The 23,099-nt window shown below is 70.6% G+C and carries 21 protein-coding genes; 15 read left to right on the forward strand and 6 right to left on the reverse strand.

Going from position 1 to position 23,099, the window contains the following annotated elements; all coding sequences use genetic code 11:
• Positions 1-2: 2 nt before the first annotated feature.
• On the reverse strand, positions 3-1,073 hold the full coding sequence (locus PP359_RS05805) for a winged helix DNA-binding domain-containing protein (protein WP_499250075.1): 1,071 nt from the start codon (positions 1,071-1,073) through the stop codon (positions 3-5).
• Positions 1,074-1,213: 140 nt separating this feature from the next.
• Between PP359_RS05805 and PP359_RS05810 the strand changes: the two genes are divergently transcribed.
• Together PP359_RS05810 and PP359_RS05815 are read left to right on the forward strand one after the other, a co-directional pair.
• Entirely contained in the window at positions 1,214-2,878 is a 1,665-nt protein-coding gene (locus PP359_RS05810) for a thiamine pyrophosphate-binding protein (protein ID WP_499250076.1), read from the forward strand.
• Between the two features lie 137 nt (positions 2,879-3,015).
• Positions 3,016-4,794, forward strand: a complete 1,779-nt coding sequence (locus tag PP359_RS05815) for a Na+/H+ antiporter (protein ID WP_499250077.1) — start codon at positions 3,016-3,018, stop codon at positions 4,792-4,794.
• Positions 4,795-4,817: 23 nt separating this feature from the next.
• Here the strand turns inward: PP359_RS05815 and PP359_RS05820 are convergent, their stop codons facing one another.
• Both PP359_RS05820 and PP359_RS05825 read right to left on the reverse strand, forming a co-directional pair.
• A complete protein-coding gene (locus PP359_RS05820; RefSeq protein ID WP_499250078.1) occupies positions 4,818-6,713 on the reverse strand; it encodes an FAD-dependent monooxygenase in 1,896 nt (631 codons plus the stop codon).
• Positions 6,714-6,731: 18 nt separating this feature from the next.
• Positions 6,732-8,120, reverse strand: coding sequence for an MFS transporter (locus PP359_RS05825; RefSeq protein ID WP_295820782.1), 1,389 nt, complete (start codon positions 8,118-8,120; stop codon positions 6,732-6,734).
• 106 nt (positions 8,121-8,226) lie between these two features.
• On the opposite strand from PP359_RS05825, the gene PP359_RS05830 reads away from it, so the two are divergent.
• The 12 genes from PP359_RS05830 to PP359_RS05885 all read left to right on the forward strand — a co-directional run bounded on the left by PP359_RS05830 (position 8,227) and on the right by PP359_RS05885 (position 19,491).
• Positions 8,227-9,681, forward strand: coding sequence for a fumarylacetoacetate hydrolase family protein (locus PP359_RS05830; RefSeq protein WP_499250079.1), 1,455 nt, complete (start codon positions 8,227-8,229; stop codon positions 9,679-9,681).
• A complete protein-coding gene (locus PP359_RS05835) occupies positions 9,678-10,370 on the forward strand; it encodes a GntR family transcriptional regulator (RefSeq protein WP_499250080.1) in 693 nt (230 codons plus the stop codon). The genes PP359_RS05830 and PP359_RS05835 overlap by 4 nt, the downstream gene beginning before the upstream one ends.
• Positions 10,371-10,414: 44 nt before the next feature.
• Positions 10,415-11,929, forward strand: coding sequence for a 5-carboxymethyl-2-hydroxymuconate semialdehyde dehydrogenase (gene hpaE / locus PP359_RS05840; protein ID WP_499250081.1), 1,515 nt, complete (start codon positions 10,415-10,417; stop codon positions 11,927-11,929).
• Between the two features lies 1 nt (position 11,930).
• A complete protein-coding gene (hpaD, locus tag PP359_RS05845; RefSeq protein WP_499250082.1) occupies positions 11,931-13,079 on the forward strand; it encodes a 3,4-dihydroxyphenylacetate 2,3-dioxygenase in 1,149 nt (382 codons plus the stop codon).
• Between the two features lie 178 nt (positions 13,080-13,257).
• Positions 13,258-14,043: a 2-keto-4-pentenoate hydratase gene (locus tag PP359_RS05850; RefSeq protein ID WP_499250083.1), complete on the forward strand. Its 786-nt coding sequence runs from the start codon at positions 13,258-13,260 to the stop codon at positions 14,041-14,043.
• Entirely contained in the window at positions 14,028-14,831 is an 804-nt protein-coding gene (locus PP359_RS05855; protein WP_499250084.1) for an HpcH/HpaI aldolase family protein, read from the forward strand. The genes PP359_RS05850 and PP359_RS05855 overlap by 16 nt, the downstream gene beginning before the upstream one ends.
• 81 nt (positions 14,832-14,912) lie before the next feature.
• Positions 14,913-15,710, forward strand: a complete 798-nt coding sequence (locus PP359_RS05860; protein WP_295820766.1) for a transglutaminase-like domain-containing protein — start codon at positions 14,913-14,915, stop codon at positions 15,708-15,710.
• 52 nt (positions 15,711-15,762) lie between these two features.
• Positions 15,763-16,215, forward strand: coding sequence for a MarR family transcriptional regulator (locus PP359_RS05865; RefSeq protein WP_036316844.1), 453 nt, complete (start codon positions 15,763-15,765; stop codon positions 16,213-16,215).
• Positions 16,212-16,898 (forward strand): NAD(P)H-dependent oxidoreductase, encoded by a 687-nt coding sequence (locus PP359_RS05870; RefSeq protein ID WP_499250085.1) that lies wholly within the window; start codon positions 16,212-16,214, stop codon positions 16,896-16,898. The genes PP359_RS05865 and PP359_RS05870 overlap by 4 nt, the downstream gene beginning before the upstream one ends.
• A gap of 106 nt (positions 16,899-17,004) precedes the next feature.
• Positions 17,005-17,868: an ABC transporter substrate-binding protein gene (locus PP359_RS05875; protein ID WP_499250086.1), complete on the forward strand. Its 864-nt coding sequence runs from the start codon at positions 17,005-17,007 to the stop codon at positions 17,866-17,868.
• Positions 17,869-17,890: 22 nt separating this feature from the next.
• Entirely contained in the window at positions 17,891-18,736 is an 846-nt protein-coding gene (locus PP359_RS05880) for an amino acid ABC transporter permease (protein WP_294947636.1), read from the forward strand.
• Entirely contained in the window at positions 18,733-19,491 is a 759-nt protein-coding gene (locus PP359_RS05885) for an amino acid ABC transporter ATP-binding protein (RefSeq protein WP_112932525.1), read from the forward strand. Before PP359_RS05880 ends, PP359_RS05885 begins: the two co-directional genes overlap by 4 nt.
• Before the next feature lie 126 nt (positions 19,492-19,617).
• Here the strand turns inward: PP359_RS05885 and PP359_RS05890 are convergent, their stop codons facing one another.
• Together PP359_RS05890 and PP359_RS05895 are read right to left on the reverse strand one after the other, a co-directional pair.
• On the reverse strand, positions 19,618-20,274 hold the full coding sequence (locus tag PP359_RS05890; protein ID WP_499250087.1) for a GntR family transcriptional regulator: 657 nt from the start codon (positions 20,272-20,274) through the stop codon (positions 19,618-19,620).
• Entirely contained in the window at positions 20,255-21,190 is a 936-nt protein-coding gene (locus PP359_RS05895; RefSeq protein WP_499250088.1) for a DMT family transporter, read from the reverse strand. The genes PP359_RS05890 and PP359_RS05895 overlap by 20 nt, the downstream gene beginning before the upstream one ends.
• Before the next feature lie 123 nt (positions 21,191-21,313).
• Here PP359_RS05895 and PP359_RS05900 point away from each other — a divergent pair, with 123 nt between their 5' ends.
• Positions 21,314-22,147, forward strand: a complete 834-nt coding sequence (locus PP359_RS05900; protein WP_499250089.1) for a cytochrome c oxidase assembly protein — start codon at positions 21,314-21,316, stop codon at positions 22,145-22,147.
• A gap of 51 nt (positions 22,148-22,198) precedes the next feature.
• On the opposite strand, the gene PP359_RS05905 is transcribed toward PP359_RS05900, so the two are convergent.
• Complete coding sequence (locus PP359_RS05905) at positions 22,199-23,083, reverse strand: bifunctional methylenetetrahydrofolate dehydrogenase/methenyltetrahydrofolate cyclohydrolase (protein WP_112932522.1); 885 nt, start codon at positions 23,081-23,083, stop codon at positions 22,199-22,201.
• Positions 23,084-23,099 lie beyond the last annotated feature (16 nt).

The following is a 23,099-nucleotide window of genomic DNA, read 5'->3' on the forward strand; positions in this document are numbered from 1 at the left end:
CGCTACACGCGCAAGAACCTGGCGACGCGCCCGAGGGCGGCCTCCACGGATGCCGCGTCGACCGCGGCACCGAAGGGGTCGGACATCGGTGGCAGATGGTGTCTGCCGACGGCCGTCGAGTGGCGCCAGGTGCCGAACACCTCTCCCCCGGCGATGAGCACGGGACGCACCAGGCCGTTGAGGGTCGGACCGATCGTTGCGAGGTGCTCCGGCGGACAGACTCGGGAGCGGTCCGCGTACGAGAGGTAGTACTCGTCGAAGGGCGGCAGCGCGAGCACTCCGGAGACTGCCTCGGCAGTGTCTCCGGCTGGCGCGTCGGCGCCGAGGAAAAGGCCCTCGTCGAGCGCCGTGACCCGATCGCCGGCGGCTTCCCGCGCGGACCGGGCGATACCGACGGGAACGCCGGCCCACCAGCGGAAGTCGTCGAGGGTGGCCGGTGCGTGCCCGGCGAGATACCGGACGAACAGCTCGCCCCAGGGCTCGGTGGGAGCCGCGGCATCCGGCAGCCAGTCGTCGGCGGCGACGAGGTACTGCTCCCGCGTGGGCGCGCCGTCGCGCGGCACGACCGGACCGAAGACGACACGCCCGCGAACGGCGACGGCCGAGATCAGGTGACCTCCGCGGGAGCCCGCGACATCCGCACCGGCGGCGGCCATGACCGTCGCCGCCTCGTTTCGCGTCAGGCGGTTGCCGCCCGAGAGCGCGGCCCCGACGGCCCGCTCGGCGCGCGCGATGTCGTCGGCCTCGATGCCGAACGCACGGTGCACCCCCGCCGCCTGGCGCTGCTGCCGGTCGCGCGTCAGCTCGAGGATCCAGGCGAGGTCCTCGGCGGCGACGATGTGCGGGGTTCCACGCTGCGTCCACGAGCGCACGAGCACACCGCGCGCGAAGGCGTCGTCGACGTCGGTGAGCGTGACCTCCCCCGCCGTGCGGATGCCGAGAGCCCACCGCCCCGCCCAGAACTCCTGCGCCTGCGTGGCGGTCAGCCGGCGCGCGGCGGCCCCCAGGCCGGCTTCGGGAACGACCAGGGCGTGATGCACCAGACGCGCGGCGCGCAGACGGACGGAGTCCATGCGCCCATCCTGCCCGCCGCCGCCGACATCCGTTCTTCTATACTCGACTGGTCCGGACGCGACGCGGCGTTCGGTGCTCGAAAAAGGGGCACGCGAGACACATACGGCATCCCTTCACCGTTTCGTCTCTCGGAGGCCCCATGTCCACCGTCTCTGCGCACGTCGCCCAGACCCTTGCCGCTCACATCGACCACGTCTTCGGCGTGATGGGAAACGGCAACGCCCACTTCCTCGACGCCCTGGAGCGCTCCACGGACGTGCACTACACCGCCGTGCGCCACGAGGCGGGCGGGGTCGTCGCAGCGGATGCCTATCATCGGGCGAGCGGACGCCTCGCCGCCGCGACCGCCACCTACGGTGCCGGCTTCACCAACACGCTGACCGCCCTGGCGGAGTCGGTGCAGGCCCACGTGCCGCTCGTACTCGTCGTCGGGGACGAACCGACGTCGGGCCCCCGTCCGTGGGACGTCGACCAGATCGCCCTGGCCTCGGCGGTGGGCGCGCGCACGTACACCGTCGGACGGGCCGATGCGGCGGCCACCACGGTCATCGCGATCGAGCACGCGCTGGCCTATCGCGTGCCGACGGTGCTCGCCATCCCCTACGACGTCGCCAAGCTCGAGGCGGGTTCGGTGCCGGCCGCGCCGCAGCCGACACTGCCCGCGCCGATCGCCCCCTCCCCGTTCGCACGTGCGGCGATCGCCGACCTGGCCTCCGCACTGGCCGCCGCGGAGCGTCCGGTGCTGATCGCGGGTCGCGGCGCGTGGATCTCGGGCGCCGCGGATGCTCTCGGGCGTTTGGCGGACGCGACGGGCGCCGTCACGGCGACCACGGCGCTGGGTCGCGGGATGTTCCCTCGGCCGGAGTTCGACCTCGGGGTCACCGGCGGGTTCGGCGCCGACGGCGCCATGGAGCTGATCTCGACGGCGGACGTCGCGGTGGTCTTCGGCGCGGGACTCAACCAGTTCACGATGCGCTTCGGCGCCCTGTTCGCCCCGGGCACCCGCGTCGTGCAGGTCGACATCGCCCCCGCGGCGACGCACCCGCACGTCGGCGGCTTCATCCGCGGCGATGCACGCCTCGTCGCCGAGGCCCTCTGCGACGAGTTGGCGACGAGGGATGCCGCGCCCAGCGGCTGGCGCGAGCGCGTGGACATCGCAGCGCTGCGCGCCCGCGACGGCGGCGACCCCCTGGCGCCCGACGGCCGTCTCGACCCACGGTCGGTCGCCGAGCGCATCGGTGAGCTGCTCGAGAGCGCGCCCTCCACCCGCGACCGCGTCGTCGTCACCGACGGCGGCCACTTCCTCGGCTGGGCGAACATGTACTGGTCGGTGGCCTCGCCCGACCGCATGATGATGGTCGGCACCGCGTACCAGTCGATCGGCCTGGGATTCCCCTCCGTCGCGGGCGCCGCCCGGGCTCGGCCGGAGGCCACCATCGTGCTGTCCACCGGCGACGGCGGCGGACTGATGGCACTGTCGGATCTGGAATCCGCGGTGCGCGTGGCGGCGGGCCGCGGATTGGCCGTCGTGTGGAACGACGCCGCGTACGGCGCCGAGATCAACCTGTACGGCCTGCAGGGCCTCGCCCGGGAGCCCATGCTCATCCCCGAGGTCGACTTCGCGGGTCTCGCCTCCGCGGTCGGGGCTCGAGGTGTCGTCGTGCGCACGCTCGCCGACCTCGACGAGCTCGCGCGGTGGGTGCAGGTCCCGGCATCCGACCGGCCCTTCCTGCTGCTGGACTGCCGGATCTCCGGCGACGTCATCGCCCCGTATCAGCAGGAGATCATTCGCGTGAACTCCTGACGCGGGGCCGGTAGCCCCGCACGGAGAGAACTGTCTGCGCGGCCGGGAATGCGCAGACCTGTTGAAACGCTGTGTCTGTGGCGCACACTGGGCTGCGACGGAAATCCGTCGGGAGGTCTGCGCGGAATCGGGGTGCCATGGAAGGTCTGGAAGTCACCGTCCTGCTCGGGCTGTCGGTGCTGGCGGGAACGCTCCTCGCGCCGCGCCTGCGCCTGGCGACACCGCTGGTGCTGCTGATCCTCGGCCTGCTGCTCGGCTTCGTGCCGGAGCTGCGCCGCATCGAGCTGCCGCCCGAGACGGTGCTGCTGTTGTTCCTGCCCGTGATGCTGTTCTGGGAGAGCCTGACGACGTCGCTGCGGGGCGTTCGCCGGTCGCTGCGCTACATCATCCCGATGAGCACGCTGCTCGTGGTCGCCTCGGCGTTCGCGGTCGCGTGGGTGGCCACGCTCTTCGGGCTGCCCTGGCCGGCAGCCATGATCCTCGGTGCCGCCGTCGCGCCCCCCGATGCCACGGCTGTCGCCGCGCTCGGACGACTGCTTCCGCAGCGCACGTTCATGAAATTGAAGGCGGAGAGTCTGACCAACGACGGCACCGCATTGGTGCTCTATGCCATCGCGATCTCCGTCGCACTCGGCGACACCGTCACGGGCTGGTCGATCACCGCCACCGTGCTCGTCTCCTACCTCGGCGGAGCGATCGCCGGCATCGTCGTCGCGGCTCTCGCGTACCTCGCGCTGCGGCGCATGCGCAATGCCCTGTCGATCAACGTGACGCTGCTGCTGGTTCCGTTCACGGCGTTCCTGCTCGCCGAACTGGTCAACGCCTCGGGCGTTCTCGCCGTGGTGTTCGCGGGCCTGATCATCGCCTGGGCCTCGCCGCGCATCACCACCGCCGCCTCCCGCCGCACCGCGATGGCGGCGTGGCCGTTCGGCGTCTACCTGCTCAACGGAGCGCTGTTCGTGCTGATCGGGTTGGAAGTGCAGCTCGTCCTGCACGAGATCTCCCCAAGCGAGGTGTGGGGCCTCGTGCTGCTGACCGTGGCCGCGTGGGCGGCGCTGCTGGTGGTGCGCTATGTGTTCCAGCTGTTGATGGCCCCCTTCTCGCGCCCGCGTACGCCGGCGCTGACCGCACGTTCCGGCCCGGGATCGCTGAACCGCGCGCGCATCGTGAGCACGATGGCTGGGTTCCGCGGTGCCGTGTCGCTCGCGATCGCGCTCTCGGTTCCGCTGACGACGTCGTCCGGTCAGCCGCTCGTCGGCCGCGACGCCGTGGTCTTCGTGACGGCCGGGGTGATCGTGCTGAGTCTTCTCGTGCAGGGACCGCTCCTTCCCGCCATCGTCCGGTGGGCGAAGCTTCCCAGCGACGACTGGGCCGCCGACGAGATCGAGCTGGCGCAGCGGACCATCTCGGGTGCGGCGATCGCCGCTCTCGACGACATCGCGGCCGAGCACGGTATCAGCGATGAGGTGCGCGAGCGCGCTCGTCAGGATGGCTACGACATGCTCGAGCTGGCCAACGCGCGTGCCTTCGCCCGTGCCCAGGCCACCGCGGATGCCGACCAGATCGCACAGCTCGAGGGCATGGTGGCGGCGCCGTCGGCCCCCGACACCGGTGCGCAGACAGTCGTGGACGGCGCGGGGCCCGTCGTGGGGCTCAATCAGGCCGCGGCGGGCGTCGACGCCGCGACCTCGCTGACGATGCTCGCCGCATCGACCGGAATCGACCTCACCCAGCGATCGCCGCTCGTGCGCTTCGAGGAGATGACGCGACTGAAGCTGGCCCTGCTGGATCGCAAGCGCGAGGTCCTTCTGCGTCTTCGGCGTGAGGGTACGGTCGACGACCTTCTCGCCCGCCGACTGGAAGCGCACCTGGATGCCGAGGAGCTGCGCCTCAGCGGATACGACGACCTCGACTGAGCGTCACTCAGCGTCTCAGCCCGTCACCCGACGGGGAGCATCCACCGGGTGAAGAAGTCCGTCAGCTCATCGGTCGCGTCCAGCGGCAGCACGGCCGCGACGTACTGATCAGGACGCACCACGACGACCACACCGTCACGCGATAGCCCGCGGGCCTCGAAGATGTCGGTCTCGTTCCACCTGTGGGGTGCCGCGGCGAACACCTTCTCCCAGTCGGTGAGCGCCAGCGCACCCGAATGCGGGCGGAAGACAGCCGGCGCACGAGTGACATCGATGTCGTCGAACCCCTGCTGGTAGACCACCTTCGCGTCGAAGACCGCGTCGATGTCGGCATCCGCGGGGGTATGGCGCCGCACCGGAGAGTCCGGGTCGTCGGCGAGCCAGGCCGCGAAGCGCGCGAGGGGCGAGTCGTCGGCGAGCCCGTCGCGGTCAGCGAAGGCGTACAGGCGCCACCGCCCGTCGGCGCTCGCGTGATGACCGAGATGCACGACGTTGCCGTCGGCCGCCAGAGTGACGGGCGCACTCTTGAAGCGCTTGCCCACCGGGAAGCCGGTTGCCAGATGCTGGTGGGCAGTGCCGGCGACGACTCCCGCCCCCTCGGCGTAGGTGGTCATGAAGCCCGAGGGGAACTCGGCGGTGGCGAGATAGTAGGTCGCGAGGTCGGCAGGATCGGAGATCTCCTCGGGCTTTCGCGCCATCAGCGTCGACCACTCCTTGTCGAACTCGATGAGCTGCTGAGCGACCGGTCGGCGCTCGGCGGTGTAGGTCGACAGAAGGGAGGCCGGGCTCAGACCGCTCAGCACGGAGCCGAGCTTCCACCCCAGGTTGAAGCCGTCCTGCATCGAGACGTTCATGCCCTGCCCCGCCTTCGCGCTGTGCGTGTGGCAGGCGTCGCCGGTGAGGAACACGCGCGGCTCCCGTCCGCCGTCGAGCGCGTCGTCGAAGCCGTCGGTGACCCGGTGGCCGACCTCGTACACGCTGTGCCAGGCGACGCTCTTCACGTCGAGCGTGTACGGGTGCAGGATCTCGTTGGCCCGCCGAATGATCTCCTCGACGGGCGTCTGACGCACGCGGTGGTCGTCGTCGTCCGCCACGGCGCCCAGGTCGACGTAGATGCGGCTGAGGTATCCGCCTTCGCGCGGAATGTGCAGGATGTTGCCGGCCTCGGCGTTGATCGCGCACTTGATGCGCCAGTCGGGGAAGTCCGTCTCGACGAGCACGTCCATCACGCCCCAGGCGTGCTGCGAGATGTCGCCGACGTGCACCCGGCCGATCGCCGCCCGTACGCCGCTTCGCGCCCCGTCGCACCCGACGACGTACGCCGCACGCACGGCGCGCTCCTCGCCGGCGCGCTCTCCGCCGACGTGGCGTACGCGCACCTCGACCGGACGGTCCTCGCCCTCGTGCACGGTGAGCCCGACGAACTCGATCCCGTAGTCGGGTGCGATGCGCGCCGGGCCGTGCGCGGCCGCTTCGGCGAAGTAGTCGAGCACGCGCGCCTGGTTGACGATGAGGTGCGGGAACTCGCTGATGTCGTACGCGTAGTCGGCAGTGCGGGAGCGGCGCACGATGCGCGCGGGGTTCTCGGGATCGGGGCCCCAGAAGTTCATCCACCCGATGTTGTACGCCTCGGCGATGATCCGCTCGGCGAAGCCGAAGGCCTGGAAGGTCTCGACGCTGCGCGGCTGGATGCCGTCGGCTTGCCCGAGGGCGAGACGCCCGTCCCGACGCTCGATGATGCGCGTGAGGACCCCGGGATACTGCGACAGCTGCGCGGCCAGGAGCATGCCGGCCGGCCCGGAGCCGACGATCAGGACGTCGACCTCGTCGGGCAGCTCCGCCGGGCGGTCGATTCCCGTCCCCGCGGCCGGTTGCACGCGGGGGTCGGCGGAGACATACCCGTGGTGATGGAACTGCATCGTCGTCGTCCTTCCGACTCAGGCCCGCGAGAGCCCTCGGATGGGGCTGACCGTCTGCTCGGCCTCATGGTCGGGTCCGAGCGGGATGCCGCTGCGGTCGCGCAGCAGCAGCGTGGCGATCAGTCCCAGCAAGGTCATGCCGGCGAGGTACCAGGTGACGCCCGTCGTGGAACCCGTCGCCTGCACGATCGCCTGCGCGATCGTCGGAGCGAAGGCCCCGCCGAGGATCGCACCGATCGCGTACGAGATGGAGACGCCCGAGAAGCGGATGGACGCGGGGAACAGCTCGGCGTAGAGGGCTGCTTGAGGACCGTACGTGAAACCGAGCCCGACCGTGAGGACCACCAGGCCCAGCGTCAGCAGGACGATCGAGCCGGTGTTGACGAGCGGAAAGAGCAGGAAGACGCCGGCCAGCTGGGCCAGCCAGCCGATGATGTAGGTCGTGCGCCGTCCGATGCGATCCGAGATCCAGCCGGAGAGGAAGGTGAACACCAGCCAGGTGATCGCAGACAGGGTGACCGCGCCCAGCACATCGGCGGTCGCGAGTCCGATCGGTCCCTTCGGGTCGGTGGCGTAGCGCTGGATGTACCCCCCGGTGGTCATGTATCCGACGGCGTTGTTGCCGGCGAACACGAGCGCTGCGATCACCACAAGCAGCGTGTGCTTGCGGAACAGGGCGACGATCGGCATCCGCGTCTCTTCCTTGCGCTCGGCGAGCTCGGCGAACACCGGGCTCTCCTCCACCCGGCGGCGGATGTAGTAGCCGATCACGATCAGCACGAACGAGAGCAGGAAGGGCACCCGCCAGCCCCACTGCACGAAGGCGTCGCCCGGAGCGATCACGGCCATGAGCGCGAGCATGCCCGACGCGAGGAGCAGGCCGAGCGGCACGCCCATCTGAGGGGACGCGCCGAAGACGCCGCGGCGCGCCTTGGGGGCGTGCTCCACCGCCATCAGCACGGCACCGCCCCACTCTCCACCGGCCGAGATCCCCTGAAGGATGCGCAGCAGCACGAGCAGGATCGGCGCTGCCATGCCGATCGCGGCATACGTCGGCAGGAGGCCGACCAGCGTCGTGGCCACGCCCATCAGGATCAGCGTCACCATGAGCACCAGGCGGCGCCCGTACTTGTCTCCGAAGTGACCCGCGAGGAAAGCGCCGAACGGTCGGAACAGGAAGCTGATGCCCACCGTGATGAATGACAGCACCTGAGCGAACCCCTCTCCGGCGGGAGCGAAGAAGAGGCTTCCGAAGACCAGGCCGGCCGCGGATGCGTAGATGAAGAAGTCGTACCACTCGACCGTCGTGCCGACGATCGTGGCGAAGACGACGCGGCGGCGGTCGGTGGACGTCGCGATCGTCCCGGTCGGGGTGAACCCGACGGGGTGGTTCGTGGAAGCGCTCATGGGGTGACTCCAGTGTCGGTGTGACGTCTCTGTCGGACGGCGAAGCAGTGCTTGCCGCGGTGACGACGATCATATACGATTTCGGATACGACGCAAGGGAGCATCCATGACAGACACCGACAGCCGGTTCGCCGTCCTCGGCGCGCGCCCGGGCAAGATCGTCGCCGTCCACCTCGCCTACGCCTCTCGCGCCGACCAGCGCGGCCGCCGCCCGGCATCCCCGTCGTACTTCTTCAAGCCCTCCAGCTCGCTGGCCGCCTCGGGCGCGTCGATCGAGCGCCCCGCCGGCACCGAGTTGCTCGCGTTCGAAGGCGAGATCGCACTCATCATCGGCACGCCCGCCCGATGGACGACGGCCGAGACCGCCTGGTCGCACGTGGCCGCGATCACCGCGGCGAACGATTTCGGCCTCTACGACCTGCGCGCGAACGACAAGGGCTCGAACGTCCGCTCGAAGGGCGGCGACGGCTACACGCCGATCGGCCCGGCGCTGATCGACGCGGTCGGCATCGATCCGGCGAATCTGCGCCTGCGCACCTGGGTCAACGGCGAGCTCGCGCAGGACGACACCACCGACGGGCTTCTCTTCCCGCTCGCCCAGATCGTCGCCGACCTCTCCCAGCACTTCACCCTCGAGACCGGCGACGTCATCCTCACCGGCACGCCCGCGGGCTCGTCGGTGGTCGTTCCCGGCGACGTCGTCGAGGTACAGGTGGATGCCGGGTCGCTCTCGAGCGGACGGCTGCGCACCACCGTGGTGCAGGGCGAGCGCACCCTCGACGGTGCGATCGGCTCGCTCCCCGCCGTCGACGACCGCCAGCGCGCCGAGGCGTGGGGCTCCCCCGAGGCCGCAGGAATCCCCCCGGCTCTCACGCCCGCGCTGCGCGAGAAACTCTCCCGCGTTCCCGTCGCCGCACTCAGCGGACAGCTGCGCAAGCGCGGGCTCAACGACGTCACGATCGACGGCGTGCACCCCCTCACCGCGGGCAGCCGCTTCGTCGGCACCGCCCGGACCTTGCGCTTCCTCCCCCACCGCGAAGACCTCTTCGCCGCACGCGGCGGCGGCTACAACGCCCAGAAGCGCGCGTTCGACGCGGTCGCAGAGGGTGAGGTCCTGGTCATCGAGGCCCGCGGCGAAACCGGATCGGGGACACTGGGCGACATCCTGGCGATCCGCGCCCACGCGCGCGGCGCCGCCGCCATCGTCACCGACGGGGGCGTGCGCGATGCCGACGCCGTCGCGGCCGTCGGCATCCCGGTCTTCACCGCCGGTGCCCACCCCGCCGTCCTCGGTCGTCGCCACATCCCGTGGGAGACCGACGTCGCGATCGGCTGCGGCGGCACGACCGTCGAGCCGGGAGACATCCTCGTCGGAGACGGTGACGGCGTCGTCGTGCTGCCGCCCGCCCTCGCCGAGGAGGTTGCGACCGCTGCCCTCGCCCAGGAGGAGGAGGATGCGTGGATCGCCCGACAGGTGGCATCCGGTCACCCCGTCGACGGCCTGTTCCCGATGAACGCCCAGTGGCGTGCCCGCTATGAGAGCGAGAGGACCTCCCGATGACCGCGACGACGCCGGCGACATCGCAGAGCAAGTCGCAACAGGCCTACCACTGGATCAAAGAGCGCATCGCGGCGCAGGAGTTCACCCCGGGTTACCGCCTCGTGCTCGGCACGATCGCGGGCGAACTCGAGATGAGCGTGGTGCCGGTACGCGAGGCGATCCGTCAACTCGAAGCCGAGGGTCTCGTGATGTTCGAGCGCAACGTCGGCGCGCGGGTATCGATGGTGGACGACACGGCCTACCGCTTCAGCATGCAGTCGCTCAGCATCCTCGAGGGGGCGGCGACGGCCCTCTCAGCGCGCGCGCTCACCGCCGAAGACGTGCGCCGTGCACGTCGGGTCAACGAGATGATGGTCGAGACACTCGAGCACTTCGACCCCCGCGCCTTCACCGCGCTGAACCAGGAGTTCCACGCGATCCTGTTCGAGAAGTGCGCCAACCCACGAATGCTCGAACTGGTGCAGGCCGAGTGGGCGCGACTCGGGCATCTGCGCGACTCGACGTTCAGCTTCGTCCCCGGTCGCGCCGCCGAATCGGTGCGCGAGCACGAGAACATCCTCGTACTCATCGAGACCGGTGCCCCGCTCGCCGAGATCGAGAAGGCATCGCGCCGCCACCGCTCGGCGACCCTCGACGCCTACATGATCCACGAGCACCCCGACGAAGCGCTCGGCCTCCCCGCCTTCTGACTCGTCGCCTTGCGGCATCCGCCCCCTCCCACGAAGGAGCTCCCATGACCATTGCACCCACCACCGCCCGCCGCGTTCCGGCCGATCTGCCGGAACACATCCAGCACTACATCGGCGGCCGCTTCGTCGACTCGGTCGACGGCGACACGTTCGACGTGCTCGATCCGGTGACCAACCAGACCTACCTCAAGGCCGCCGCGGGCAAGAAGGCCGACATCGACCTCGCGGTCGCCGCCGCACGCACGGCGTTCACCGACGGCCCCTGGCCGCGCATGCAGGCCCGCGAGCGCTCGCGCGTGCTGCACCGCATCGCGGACATCGTCGAATCGCGTGACGCGCGCCTCGCCGAGCTGGAGAGCTTCGACTCGGGCCTGCCGATCACCCAGGCGCTCGGCCAGGCGCGTCGCGCGGCGGAGAACTTCCGCTTCTTCGCCGACCTGATCGTCGCGCAGACCGACGACGCCTTCAAGGTGCCCGGCCGTCAGCTCAACTACGTGAACCGCAAACCCATCGGCGTCGCCGGTCTCATCACGCCGTGGAACACGCCGTTCATGCTCGAGTCGTGGAAGCTCGGCCCCGCGCTGGCCACCGGCAACACCGTCGTGCTCAAGCCCGCGGAGTTCACGCCGCTGTCGGCATCGCTGTGGGCGGGCATCTTCGAAGAGGCGGGCCTGCCCGAGGGCGTGTTCAACCTCGTCAACGGCCTCGGCGAAGACGCCGGCGACGCGCTCGTGAAGCACCCGGACGTTCCGCTCATCTCCTTCACCGGCGAGAGCAGCACCGGCCAGCTCATCTTCGCGAACGCGGCCCCGTTCCTGAAGGGTCTGTCGATGGAGCTGGGCGGCAAGAGCCCGGCCATCGTCTTCGCCGACGCCGACCTGGAGGCGGCGATCGATGCGACCATCTTCGGCGTGTTCTCGCTGAACGGCGAGCGCTGCACCGCAGGCAGCCGCATCCTCGTGCAGCGGGAGATCTACGACGAGTTCGTCGAGCGGTATGCGGCGCAGGCCGACCGCGTGACGGTCGGCTACCCCGACGACCCCGCGACCGAGGTGGGCGCGCTCGTGCATCCGGAGCACTTCGCCAAGGTGATGTCGTACGTCGAGCTCGGCAAGAGCGAGGGCCGGCTCGTCGCCGGCGGCGGCCGGCCGGCGGGCTTCGAGGACGGCAACTTCGTGCGTCCCACCGTGTTCGCCGACGTCGCCCCCGACGCGCGCATCTTCCAGGAGGAGATCTTCGGCCCCGTCGTCGCGATCACCCCCTTCGACACCGACGAGGAGGCCCTGTCCCTCGCCAACAACACGAAGTACGGCCTGGCCGCCTACGTGTGGACCAGCGATCTGAAGCGCGCACACAACTTCGCCCAGAGCGTCGAGGCCGGCATGGTGTGGCTGAACTCCAACAACGTCCGCGACCTGCGCACACCCTTCGGCGGCGTCAAGGCGTCGGGCCTCGGCCACGAGGGCGGCTACCGCTCCATCGATTTCTACACCGACCAGCAGGCCGTGCACATCACGCTCGGCCCCGCCCACAACCCCACCTTCGGCAAGGGAGCCTGAGATGACAGACCGCAGCCAGATGATCCGAACCTCCTCGGGATTCTTCGTCTCGGCGGAGGCGCCGATCCACGCGGACAACCCGGTTCCGACGCCGTCCGTCCCGGCTCCCGACATCCTGCGCTGCGCCTACATGGAGCTGATCGTCACCGACCTGGCGGCATCCCGCGAGTTCTACGTCGACATCCTCGGGCTGCACGTCACCGAGGAGGACGACACGGCGATCTATCTCCGTTCGACCGAGGAGTTCATCCACCACAACCTCGTCCTGCGTACGGGCCCGATCGCCGCGGTCGCCGCCTTCTCGTACCGCGTGCGGTCGGCGGAGGATCTCGACAAGGCGGTGGCCTTCTATTCGGAGCTCGGATGCCGCGTCGAGCGCCGACCCGACGGGTTCACGAAGGGCATCGGCGACTCGGTGCGGGTGGAGGATCCGCTGGGCTTCCCGTACGAGTTCTTCTTCGAGACCCAGCACGTGGAGCGCCTGTCGTGGCGCTACGACCTCTACTCTCCCGGCGAGCTCGTGCGCCTCGACCACTTCAACCAGATCACGCCCGACGTGCCGCGCGCGGTCGGCTTCATGCAGTCCCTCGGCTTCCGCGTCACCGAGGACATCCAGGACGAGGAGGGCATCGTCTACGCCGCCTGGATGCGCCGCAAGCCCACGGTGCACGACACCGCCATGACCGGCGGAGACGGCCCCCGCATGCATCACGTGTGCTTCGCGACGCACGAAAAGCACAACATCCTGGCCATCTGCGACAAGCTCGGAGCCCTGCGCCGCTCGGATTCCATCGAGCGCGGCCCCGGTCGGCACGGCGTCTCCAACGCGTTCTACCTGTACCTGCGCGACCCCGACGGTCACCGCGTCGAGATCTACACGCAGGACTACTACACCGGCGACCCCGACAACCCGGTGGTCACCTGGGACGTGCACGACAACCAGCGACGCGACTGGTGGGGAAACCCCGTCGTCCCGTCCTGGTACACCGACGGATCCGTGGTGCTCGATCTGGACGGCAATCCGCAGCCCGTGCGCGCCCGTACCGACGCGAGCGAGATGGCGGTCACGATCGGCGCGGACGGTTTCAGCTACACCCGTGCCCCCGAAGAGGTGGGCGCCGGGGAGTTCAAGCTCGGCAACCAGCTCTGACCACCCGGCCGCCCCCGGCATCCCCTATCCCCCCCCCCCCCCCCCGCACCCTCCTGCGTCCCGCCCGCCGTGTCCCACTTTCGGCTGTCACAGCACCCCTCAGCCGGCAGGAAGTGGGACACACACCGGCGGAAGTGGGACACGGACCGCGAACCCAGAAGCTCAGAGGACCAGACACATGCTCAGCGACGCACAGATCGACGCCATCGCGGCGGAACTCGCCGAGGCAGACCGCACCCACAGCGTGATCCCGCGCATCACCGCGCGGTATCCGGATGCCGGGGTGGAGGACTCCTACGCGATCCAAGGCCGCTGGCGCGACACGCAGATCGCCGCGGGGCGCACCCTCGTGGGGCGCAAGATCGGTCTCACCTCGAAGGCGATGCAGCAGGCGACGGGCATCAGTGAGCCGGACTACGGGGTCATGTTCGACGACACCGTCTACCGCTCGGGCGCGGAGATCCCTGTGGATCACTTCTCGAACGTGCGCATCGAGGTCGAACTGGCCTTCGTGCTGAAAACACCGTTGGAGGGTCCCGACTGCACGCGGGAGGACGCCCTCGCCGCGATCGACTACGCCGTCGCCGCCCTCGAGGTGCTGAACTCGCACATCGAGCTGGAGGGGCGGACCATCGTCGACACCATCAGCGACAACGCGGCCTACGGCGCCATGGTGCTGGGCGACGTGCACATGAGCCCCGAAGAGATCGATCTGCGCTGGGTGCCGGGCGTGCTCAGCCGCAACGGAGAGATCGAGGAGACAGGCGTCGCCGCCGGCGTGCTCGGCCACCCCGCGACCGGCGTCGCGTGGCTCGCCAACAAGTTCCACCAGCACGGCGCGCGCCTGGAGGTGGGCGAGATCATCCTGGCAGGATCGTTCACACGGCCCGTGTGGGTGCAGCGCGGCGACACGGTGCGCTGCGACTTCGGACAGATGGGGGTGATCGAGTGTCGTTTCGTCTGAGGGCGACCCTTCGCGACCGGCTGGGGGCGGCATCGCGCCCCCTCGTCGGCGGCTGGGTCTGCACCGGCTCACCGCTGGTCGCGGAGATCATGGCGGGATCGGGGCTCGACTGGCTTCTGGTCGACATGGAACACGGCCCCAACACGCTCGACACGGTTCTCGCTCAGCTGCAGGCGATCGACGGGTCCGGCGCGACCCCGGTCGTGCGCGTGCCGATCGGCGATGCCGTCACGATCAAACAGGTGCTCGACCTCGGCGCGCAGAACATCCTCGTGCCCATGGTCTCCACCGCCGACGAGGCGCGCGCCGTCGTCGCCGCCACGCGTTATCCCCCGCGCGGTCGGCGCGGCGTGGGCTCGGCGTTGGCGCGCTCGGCTCGATGGAACCGGGTCGAGGACTACCTGGCGAACGCCGACGCCTCCGTGTCGGTCTTCGTGCAGATCGAGAACGCCGAGGGCGTCGATGCGGCGGCCGAGATCGCCGCTGTCGAGGGCATCGACGGCGTGTTCGTCGGTCCGAGCGACCTCGCTGCCTCGCTCGGACTGCTGGGGCAGCAGACGCACCCCGACGTGGTCGACGCGGTGCGACGCACCTTCGCGGCCGTGCGCGCGGCGGGTCTTCCCGTCGGCGTGAACGCGTTCGATCCGCACGTCGCGCAGTCCTACCTCGACGACGGCGCCGCCTTCCTTCTGGTGGGCGCCGACGTGGCGCTGCTGGCCCGCGGGTCGGAGGCCCTCGCGGCGCGATGGGTGACGGAGCACGACGACACCGAGCGCGACTCCTACTGACACGGGGCACCGCGCGTCGAAACGCGTCGAGCTGCTGTCAACCCCCGCGCGGCCGGCGTGGCGCCATGCCACCCTGTGAGCATGCAGAGGATTGTCACCGCCCGCATCGAGCTCGACGTCACCGACCCCGCCGACCTCGTGTTCGCCGTGGCCGCATCCCGGGCGTATGCCCCGGCATCCGAGTCCCTCGACGTGCGCGTCGACGGCTCACCCGTGCCGGTGCGCGAACTCGCCGACGCACACGGAGGTCGCCTCCACCGGGTGGACGCGCCGATCGGCCGCCTGCGACTGGACTACGCGGCGACCATCGACGGCGCGGCCACCCCGCTGGATGCGGACGAGGCGGAACTGCTCGTCTACGGCCGCCCCAGCCGCTACGCGGAGTCCGACGCACTCGCGCCGACGGCCGCGGCCGAGTTCGGCGGCATCACGGATTCGAGCGACCTGCTGACGGGCGTGTCGTCGTGGGTGGGCACCGAGCTGTCGTACGTCAGCGGCTCGAGCCTGCCGACCGACGGCGCCGTCCGCACGCTCCTGGCCCGCCGCGGCGTCTGTCGCGACTACGCCCACCTGTGCGTCGCCCTTCTGCGCGCGGGCGGCGTACCCGCACGACTGGTGGCGGTGTACGCGCCGGGACTCGACCCCATGGACTTCCACGCCGTCGCCGAAGCATGGGTCGACGGCGCCTGGCGCGTCGTCGACGCCACCACCCTGGCACCCCGCGACACGCTCGTTCGCATCGCGACGGGCCGGGATGCCGCGGACACCGCCTTCCTCAACATCCTTCGCGGACGTGCCGACCTCGTAGACCTGCAAGTGACCGCGACCGCCGACACCCTTCCCGACGACGACCTGGATCGGCTGATCAGCATCTCCTGACCGCGCGAGTCAACCAGTTGACACCAGAGATGTCAACTGGTTGACTCTGGCTATGGCCGCCCGTCTCACCGTCACCCTCCACGAGCTCGTCGGCGAACTGGACCTGTTCGCGGACGCCTGGTTGCGAGACAGACACGGCGTGACCTTCAACCTGTTCGAGATCCTGGCGACCCTCTCCGAGCGGGCGCCGATCGACATCACCGGGCTCGCACGCTGCCTGCGCGTGACGAAGGCCGCGGTCAGCAAGCGCGTCCCGGCCCTGGTCGCCGACGGGTGGCTGCGCACCACCGCGGGCGAGGGGCGCCGCATCCTTCTGGAGCTGACCCCGAAGGGCGTCGAGCTGGTGCGCGTGGCCGGCGGCGAGCTCGAGGCCGAGTTCGCCCAGATGCTCGCCGATCCGCGCCTGGACCCGGTCTCCTCCGGCACCGGCATCACCCCCGCCGCGCTCAACGCCCATCTGTCGGCGCTCACCGACATCGTCCTCGCGAAAGGTCGCACGCCATGAACCGCCGCCTGCTCGTCATCGTCGGCACTCCCCTGCCCGATACCCTCACCCACGCGCTCGCGGAGAGCTACGTGTCGAGTGCCCGCGCCGCCGGCGCCGAGGTGCGCCTGATCGATCTCGCCCACGACCCCATTCCCGACCATCCCCGCACGCGCGACCAGCTGCGCGCGCCGCGCGTCGGCCGCACCGACGATCTGCCGCTCGATCCGGACGTCGCCCGGTACCTGGACGACCTGTTCTGGGCCGATCACATCGCGATCTTCCATCCGCAGTGGTGGGGCACCGTACCGGCAGCTCTGAAGGCGTTCATCGACCGTGTCTTCCTCTCGAACGCGACGTTCCGCTATCGCGAACGCTCTGCCCTGTCCGACCGTCTCCTCGCCGGTCGCACGGCACGCATCGTCATGACGATGGACTCTCCTCGGTTCTGGAACCGCGTCGTCTACCGCGGCGCCGCCGAAGCATCGCTCTCCCGGGCGACTCTCGGCTACTGCGGCGTGCGCACGGTGGGCATCGCACGCTTCACGCCCGTGCGCTTCAGCGATGACACTGCCCGCCGCGGCTGGATCGAGCGCGTGGCGCGGCACGGCAACACCGACGCCGCATCACCCCGCCGCGCGCGGCGCCCCTCGACCGACGACACCTCTCGCCCGGCTCGGGCGGCGCGGGTGAAGACCCTGTAACAAAGCGTCGCCCGGCGAGGCCCGGCACCGCGCCAGCGGGGAAGATGGATGTCGCGGCATCCGCGCACACGATTCGGCGCGCCGCTCATCCCATCCGGAGGTCTCCATGCCGCGCCCTATCCTGCGCACCGCCCTTGCCGCCACCGCGGCCGCTCTCGCCCTCGTCCTCGCCGGCTGCACCGGAGGGACGTCGACTCCGGCGGGTGGGGCGTCCGACTCCGCCGGCACGGATGCCGGCTACATCACCCCCGGAAAGCTCACGTTCGCCACGGGCGAGACGGCGTACGAGCCGTACGTCTACGGCGACGACCCGGCATCCGGGAAGGGCTTCGAAGCAGCGGTCGCGTACGCCGTTGCCGATCAGCTCGGCTTCGCCAAGGACGATGTGGTCTGGGTGCGAACGTCGTTCGAGTCGGCGATCGCGCCCGGACCGAAGAACTTCGACATCAACATCCAGCAGTACACGATCACCGACGAGCGCAAGCAGGCCGTCGACTTCTCGACGCCCTACTACGAGGCGAGCCAGTCGGTCGTCGCGATCAAGGGCGGAAAGGCCCAGGGCATCACCGACATCGCGGGGCTCAAGGGGCTCGCGATCGGAGCGATGACCGGCTCGACGAGCGCCGCCACGCTCGAGAAGGCGATCGCCCCGACCACCGCGCCGTCGCTCTACAACTCCAACGAAGACGCCGTCGCCGCGCTCAAGGCCGGCCAGATCGACGCGATCGTGCTCGACACGCCCACCGCATACGTCGCGGTCAACGCCCCCTACATCGACAACTCGTTCGTGGTCGGTGAACTGCCCGCCGCCGGCGTCCCCGACCAATGGGGACTGCTACTGGCGAAGGACTCGCCGCTGACGGCCAAGGTCAGCGCCGCCGTCGACACGCTGCGCCAGAACGGCACCCTCGACGAGCTGAAGAAGCAGTGGCTGTCGGTGCTGACCGAGGGCGTGCCGCAGCTGAAGTGACCCGCTCGGGTAACGTCGGTCCGTGACCATTCACTCCCCCAGCGCACTCGAGCTCGAGCGGCGCGCGTTCCGCCGCGGGCGGCAGCGGCGCTCGGTGCTCGTCGCGATCGCCTCGAGCCTCGTGTTCGCCGCGATCGTCTGGGCAAGCGTCATCAACACGCCCGGATGGGCGAGCGTGCAGCAGGCGTTCTTCGACCCGCAGATCGCACTGCAGTCACTGCCGAAGATCTGGGAGGGCTTCCTCATCAATCTGCAGGTGCTGGGCCTCTCGCTCGTCACCGTGTCGGCCGTTGCCCTTCTGATCGCGGTGCTGCGCACCGCGCGCGGGCCGGTGCTGTTTCCGCTGCGCGTCCTCGCGGCGGCCTACACCGATCTCTTCCGCGGACTGCCGTTCATCATCGTGCTCTACCTGATCGGCTTCGGCGTGCCGACGATCATGAACACGCGGATCCCCGTCGTGGTGCTCGGCGTCGTGGCGGTCACGCTCACCTACTCCTCGTACGTGGCCGAGGTGCTGCGCGCGGGCATCGAGGCGGTGCACCCGTCGCAGCGGCTGGCGGCCCGTGCCCTGGGCCTCGGCTACGTGCAGACCCTCCGGCGGGTCGTGCTGCCGCAGGCTGTCCGCAAGGTGACGCCGCCCCTCATGAACGACTTCATCTCGATGCAGAAGGACGTGGGACTCATCTCGATCCTCGGCGCGATCGACGCCATCGCCGCCGCCCGCTCGTCGGCGTCGTTGAGCTACAACTTCACGCCGTACGTCGTCGCCGGCATCCTGTTCATCCTGCTGGCCATCCCGACGATCCGCCTGACCGACTGGTACACCGCTCGACTGCGCGAGCGCGAGCAGCAGGGGTCGATCCTGTGAGCGGGCACGCCGCGGCATCCGGCACTTCCGTCCTGCGCGCCGACGAGCTCTGGAAGTCGTTCGGCGAGCGCGACGTCCTGCGCGGCGTCTCCGTCTCGTTGGCCGCGCACGAGGTGGTGGCCCTCATCGGCTCGTCCGGATCGGGCAAGTCGACGCTGCTGCGCTGCCTGGGACTTCTGGAGCCCATCGACGACGGGCGCATCTGGCTCGGCGACCTCGACATCTCCGACCCCCGCGTCGACGGCAACCGCGTGCGCGCACGCCTGGGGGCCGTCTTCCAGAGCTACAACCTGTTCCCCCACCTGTCGGTGCTCGACAACGTCACGCTCGCCTCGCGCGTCGTGCATCGGATGCCGCGGGCACAGGCCGAAGAGCGCGCGCACGATCTGCTCGCACGCGTGGGCCTCGCGGAGTTCGCGGCGGCACACCCCGACCGTCTGTCCGGCGGCCAGCAGCAGCGGGCGGCGATCGTGCGGGCGATCGCGACCGATCCCGAAGTGCTGCTTCTGGACGAGATCACCTCCGCGCTCGACCCCGAGCTCGTGGGCGAGGTGCTGGAACTCGTACGCGCTCTGGCCGCGGAGGGAACGACGATCCTGATGGCGACGCACGAGATGGCCTTCGCCCGTGACGTGGCCGACCGGGTCGTCTTCCTCGACGACGGCGTCATCGTCGAGGAAGGCGCCGCGGCATCCGTGTTCGCCGCGCCGCAGCACCCGCGGACGCAGGCGTTCCTGTCACGCTTCTCCGGCTGACGGCCGGCGGGCCTCACGCGCGCCTCAGCGCGGCGCACGAACTCCGCAGAATCGCACGAACTCCGCACGGATGCCGAGAAAACGTGCGGAGTTCGTCACTCTCTGCGGAGCACGGTGGCGGTGCGCTCAGCGGGCGGCGCGGATGAGCTGCGTCGAGTGGTCGAGATGCGCGCGGACGGCCGCTCCCCCGTCGCGGGGCAGCGTGTCGAGGTAGGCGCGATGCTCGGCGGCGAGCGCACCCGGCGCGTAGTGGGGACGGACATGCGTCAGCAGGAGCAGCACCTCCGACTCGAGCGCCGCGTGTGCCTGCGCGATACGAGGACTGTCGGCGACCTCGACGATCGCGCGATGGACAGCGGCGTGCGCGCGGATCGTCGCGGGCCAGTCGGCGCGGGCCTCGGCATCGGCGAGGTCATCGATCGCGGCCTCGATCGTCGCGCGCGTCGCAGGCGACCACACCGAGCCCTGCGCCTCGGCGATGAGGCGCACGGCCTCGGTCTCCAGCGCCGCCCGCAGCTGCTGGAGTCCCCGCAGATCGTCGTCGTCGAGCGCCGAGACCCGGGCGCCGGCGTAGGGGACGAGCTGGACGAGGCGCTCGGCGCCGAGCGCCGCCAGAGCCGCCCGCACGGTATGGCGCGAGACATCGTGCGCCCGGGCGATCTCCTCCTCGCGCAGCGGCGCGCCCGGTGCCAGCGCTCCGCTCAGGATCTCGCCGCGCAGCGCGTCGGCGACGCGCACGTCCGCCGTCGGCCGCGGCGAACCGTCACGCCGGCGCGGAGACACCGTCGCTCCGCGCGCGCACCGGGGCGGCGACCAGCGCGAGCCCCACCGCGATGACGATGAGCCCGGCCACCGAGACGGCGGAGAGCTGCTCGTGCAAGACCACGAGGCCGAGCACCGTGGCCGCGAGCGGCTCGGCGAGCGTGAGGGTCGAGACGGTCGCCGGGCTCAGGCCGCGAAGCCCCGCGCCGAACAGGAGATAGGCGATCGTGACCGTGACGACGCCGAGCCACAGGGCGAGCGCCGCGCCGTTGGCCGTCCCGAGCCACGCGGTCGAGGTCGACAGCAACACGGGCAGGCTCAGCACCGCGGCGGTTCCGAATACGGCACCCATCGACGCCGGCGCCGTCCACCCGCGGTCGAGCAGCATCTTGCTGGCGATCGCGTAGAGCGCGTACGACGCGCCGGCGCCCACCGAGGCGACAACGCCCAGGGCGCTGGCCGGCGCGGCGGAGCCGTCGCTGACCACGCCCGACACCAGCACGACACCGACGATCGCGACGGTCGTCGCCAGGCTCCACCGCAGGCTCGGCCGTCGTCGGCGCAGCACGCTGTCGAGAACGCCGGTGACGATGGGCGCCGAGCCGAGCGCCACGACCGTGCCGACGGCGACGCCGTTGAGACCGGTTCCCGAGAAGAACGTCGGTTGGTACGCGAGCACCCCCGCGGCACCGACGAGCACGATGACGAACGTGGAGACCGTCTGGCGGGCGGGGCGGGTCTCCACGTGCGGCGCAGCGGCGCGCCGTGACCGCGCCACGAGGGCGATGGCGCCCAGCAGCCCACCCCCGATGAGCACGCGCGCCGCGCCGATCGAGAGGGCATCGGCGTCCACGTCGGCGAGCGCCCGCGATGTGCCCGTCGTGGCGAAGCAGAGTGCCGCAACGAGGACGGCGGCGATGGAGAGGGGACGACTCACAGGAACATTGTTACACAATCAGATTGTCGTGGTACGCGTTCACCGCGCACGCATAGCCGCCGGTCGTACGCTGAGGCCACGCCTCCCATCGATGCTCTGCTGACGACCTGGCGCGCCGACCCCGTGACGCTCGCGGCCCTGGCCGGCGCGGCGCTTCTCTACGCCCTCGGGCTGCGACGCGCTCGGCAGCGCGGCACCCCGTGGCCGCCCCATCGCACGGTGCTCTTCTTCACCCTCGGGCTCGGCTCATACGCCGTGGTGGAACTCGGCTTCCTCGGCACCTGGTCGGCCGAGCTCCGCTGGGCGTTCGTCGCCCGCATCGCGCTGCTGCTCATGGCCGTCCCGGGTCTCATCTCCCTCGGCCGTCCGCTCGATCTGCTGCGCGCGGGCCTGTCGGATGCCGGTCGCCAGCGCCTGGACGCCGTGCTCGACGGTCGCGTGTTCCGGGTTCTCGGCAACGCGATGTTCGCCACGATCTTCGTCGCGGCGATCTTCTGCGTGTTCCTCACGCCGCTCGCGGGAGTTCTCCGCACCTCGCCCGTGATCGGCGAGGCGCTCGGGCTCGTCTCGCTCGTGGTCGGGCTGCTGCTCGTGGTGCCCCTGATGGCACTCACCGGCATCCACACCAGCACGTTCCTCGCGGTCGAGTTCCTGCTGGCCTTCGTGGAACTCGTCATCGACTCCATCCCCGGCATCCTCCTGCGCCTGAACGACACGGTCGTCGACGGCGTGGCAGCCGCCGCGGGTGCGGCGTGGTGGCCGAATCCGCTGCACGATCAGCACCTCGCCGGCGATCTGCTCTGGTTCATCGCCGAGGTCGCCGACGTGCCGATCCTGATCATCCTGCTGGTGCGGTGGGGACGCCGCGACCGCGTCGAAGCCGCCGGCTACGACGCCCTCACCGACGAAGAGCACGACGCGCTCGTCCAGGAGCACCTGCGCGGCGCGCGCGGCTGACGCGCCCGCTCCGCGCGGACGGATGGCGCGGCAGCCGCGCGCCGCCGGCGATCAGGCCCGAATGCTGCGCTCGGCCGCCTCGACGACGTTGGTCATGAGCAGGGCGACGGTCATCGGCCCGACGCCGCCCGGGTTCGGCGACAGCCACCCGGCGACCTCCTCCACGCCCGGCGCGATGTCGCCGTAGACCTTCGCCTTGCCGGTCTCGGGGTCGCTCTCGCGGGTCACGCCGACGTCGAGCACGGCGGCGCCGGGCTTCACGTCCTCCGGGCGCACGAGGTGCTTGACGCCCGCGGCGCCGACGATCACGTCGGCCTGGCGCAGGTACGACGGCAGGTCGCGCGTGCCGGTGTGCGTGAGGGTGACCGTCGCGTTGACGGCGCGACGGGTCAGCAGCAGGCCGATCGAGCGGCCGATCGTGACCCCGCGGCCGACGACCACGACATGCGTGCCCGCGAGGGTGAAGCCGTTGCGCTCCAGCAGCTCGATCACGGCGCGCGGCGTGCACGGCAGCGGCGAGGTGATCTCGTCGTTGACGTTCAGCACGAGCTTGCCGAGGTTGGTCGGGTGCAGGCCGTCGGCATCCTTGGCCGGATCGATCCGCTCCAGGATGCGATCCGTGTCGAGGTGACGCGGCAGCGGCAGCTGCACGATGTAGCCGTGGCAGGTCGGGTCGGCGTTGAGGCGGTCGATCTCGGCCTCGACGTCGGCTTGCGTGGCGTCGGCCGGCAGCTCGACCTGAATCGAGTTCATGCCGATCGCCTCGGACTCACGGTGCTTCATCCCGACGTACAGCTGCGATGCCGGGTCGGCCCCCACCAGCACCGTGGCGATGCCCGGTGTGACGCCGTGCGCCTTCAGTTTCGCGACGCGCTCGGCGAGCTCCGCCTTGATGGCCGCGGCCGTCGCGCGGCCGTCGAGCTTCTGTGCCGTCATGTTCTCTCCTCAGAAA

Origin of the sequence: Sphingomonas sp. BLCC-B65 (assembly GCF_028550675.1) — a bacterium.
Lineage (GTDB): Bacteria > Actinomycetota > Actinomycetes > Actinomycetales > Microbacteriaceae > Microbacterium.

What these genes read in the sequence shown, in the direction of transcription:
- PP359_RS05820 (WP_499250078.1), bottom strand. Translation starts at nt 6,713, where the DNA reads ATGCAGTTCCATCACCACGGGTATGTCTCCGCCGACCCCCGCGTGCAA.
- PP359_RS05905 (WP_112932522.1), bottom strand. Translation starts at nt 23,083, where the DNA reads ATGACGGCACAGAAGCTCGACGGCCGCGCGACGGCCGCGGCCATCAAG.
- PP359_RS05870 (WP_499250085.1), top strand. Translation starts at nt 16,212, where the DNA reads ATGAACCGCCGCCTGCTCGTCATCGTCGGCACTCCCCTGCCCGATACC.
- PP359_RS05875 (WP_499250086.1), top strand. Translation starts at nt 17,005, where the DNA reads ATGCCGCGCCCTATCCTGCGCACCGCCCTTGCCGCCACCGCGGCCGCT.
- PP359_RS05835 (WP_499250080.1), top strand. Translation starts at nt 9,678, where the DNA reads ATGACCGCGACGACGCCGGCGACATCGCAGAGCAAGTCGCAACAGGCC.
- PP359_RS05825 (WP_295820782.1), bottom strand. Translation starts at nt 8,120, where the DNA reads ATGAGCGCTTCCACGAACCACCCCGTCGGGTTCACCCCGACCGGGACG.
- PP359_RS05830 (WP_499250079.1), top strand. Translation starts at nt 8,227, where the DNA reads ATGACAGACACCGACAGCCGGTTCGCCGTCCTCGGCGCGCGCCCGGGC.
- PP359_RS05865 (WP_036316844.1), top strand. Translation starts at nt 15,763, where the DNA reads ATGGCCGCCCGTCTCACCGTCACCCTCCACGAGCTCGTCGGCGAACTG.
- PP359_RS05815 (WP_499250077.1), top strand. Translation starts at nt 3,016, where the DNA reads ATGGAAGGTCTGGAAGTCACCGTCCTGCTCGGGCTGTCGGTGCTGGCG.
- PP359_RS05805 (WP_499250075.1), bottom strand. Translation starts at nt 1,073, where the DNA reads ATGGACTCCGTCCGTCTGCGCGCCGCGCGTCTGGTGCATCACGCCCTG.
- hpaE (WP_499250081.1), top strand. Translation starts at nt 10,415, where the DNA reads ATGACCATTGCACCCACCACCGCCCGCCGCGTTCCGGCCGATCTGCCG.
- PP359_RS05810 (WP_499250076.1), top strand. Translation starts at nt 1,214, where the DNA reads ATGTCCACCGTCTCTGCGCACGTCGCCCAGACCCTTGCCGCTCACATC.
- PP359_RS05850 (WP_499250083.1), top strand. Translation starts at nt 13,258, where the DNA reads ATGCTCAGCGACGCACAGATCGACGCCATCGCGGCGGAACTCGCCGAG.
- PP359_RS05860 (WP_295820766.1), top strand. Translation starts at nt 14,913, where the DNA reads ATGCAGAGGATTGTCACCGCCCGCATCGAGCTCGACGTCACCGACCCC.
- hpaD (WP_499250082.1), top strand. Translation starts at nt 11,931, where the DNA reads ATGACAGACCGCAGCCAGATGATCCGAACCTCCTCGGGATTCTTCGTC.